Consider the following 504-nt stretch of genomic DNA (forward strand, 5'->3'; position numbering starts at 1 on the left):
AACGAGTCTGTCTCATCGACAGTCGTTACAGGTTGAGTTCTCGCATTTGTGCCGTATTCCAATTGAGTCAAACATAGAGTTCGAATCATCTTGAGATACATCGATACAATCACAACCCGGATAGTTTTCACGTCCATCTCATAGACGCTTCCGCTATCCAAATTACTTACTTCTTCCAGATTGTTAAAGAACGACAGCCGATACTTTCGTACCGCTCTGACTGGCTCAATCGCCAATGAGAAAAACTCGAACCAAACTTCATTCGAATGTTTGTCATTGATGATTATCGAAAGCGGCCGGCATTATAACCGGTTAAACCGCTAACAGACAGTCTTTCTGTCTTTATCAACAGCCGATAAGCGTGAGCGCTCAACTTTGCGAGATAGCTCTGGAAAGGAGGTGATCCAGCCGCACCTTCCGATACGGCTACCTTGTTACGACTTCACCCCAGTCATGAATCCTACCGTGGTGACCGTCCTCCTTGCGGTTAGACTAGCCACTTCT

At 46.0% G+C, this 504-nt stretch carries 1 rRNA gene; it reads right to left on the reverse strand.

Annotated features, from left to right (window positions below):
- Positions 1-392: 392 nt before the first annotated feature.
- A 16S ribosomal RNA gene (locus tag G3N99_RS41575) occupies positions 393-504 on the reverse strand; the annotation flags it as partial.

The organism is Burkholderia sp. Ac-20392 (genome assembly GCF_017104585.1).
Taxonomy (GTDB): Bacteria; Pseudomonadota; Gammaproteobacteria; order Burkholderiales; family Burkholderiaceae; genus Burkholderia; species Burkholderia lata.